This is a genomic window from Oleiphilus sp. HI0080 (assembly GCF_001635135.1).
In genome coordinates this window covers 1-660 of sequence record NZ_LWFU01000245.1, presented here as the reverse complement: position 1 = coordinate 660, position 660 = coordinate 1, and the positions used below count along the sequence as shown (strand labels likewise).

Here is a 660-nt window from a genome sequence, read left to right as displayed (position 1 = left end):
TTGTCATATTAACTCCTAAATAATCTTGAATATTGTGTTTCATGCTGTGCACTGAACAAAACCTGTCCAGGTAGTGAGCCCGCGATCTCAGAACGAGTACTTCCAACAACATGTGAAATGACTGGACGCAATGCAAGCAGAATAGCTTGCGCGTCCGTTTGACCTAATGGAATCGCTTTACACGCTACGGCCGTCTGGTTCTCTAACCAACTCCAAAGAAACGCCGTCTCCAACTCTTCTTGCGATAGATCTAAGGCATTCGCCGCCCAAGCATAGCCAACAAGAAAACTAGGCTTTTGCGGCATGTCCATGCCCTCAACCTTTAACTCTTGCGTCATAATCAGCCTTTTCAAGCTCTGACCCAAGTTTACCTCTTCCATGTACAGTTCGGCCGTTTCGCGACTCGCAAATACCACTTGATTAATGGAATCCAGCTGTCGCTGATTAACTTCCCTAATTGCCTGGTTGATCTGCCTAAGCAAAGGGAGATCAAGATACGCTAGCCCTATCGACATGAAGTCCCTGCACCATTTAAGCAAGCTCTCTCTATCGCTTACAGCTTCATTTTCGATCGCTTTCTCTAGACCTTGAGAATAAGCAAAAGAACCGATTGGTAAGGTTGGGCTTGCCAAATAGAGTAGTCCAAGCAGATTCGCCATT

The 660-nt window shown here is 45.9% G+C and carries 1 protein-coding gene; it reads right to left on the bottom strand.

The genetic code is table 11. From position 1 onward, the window contains the following. Nucleotides 1–8 precede the first annotated feature (8 nt). Nucleotides 9–660, bottom strand: a 652-nt coding sequence (locus tag A3751_RS02655) for an urease accessory protein UreF (protein ID WP_068451787.1), incomplete at its 5' end; no start/stop codon positions are given.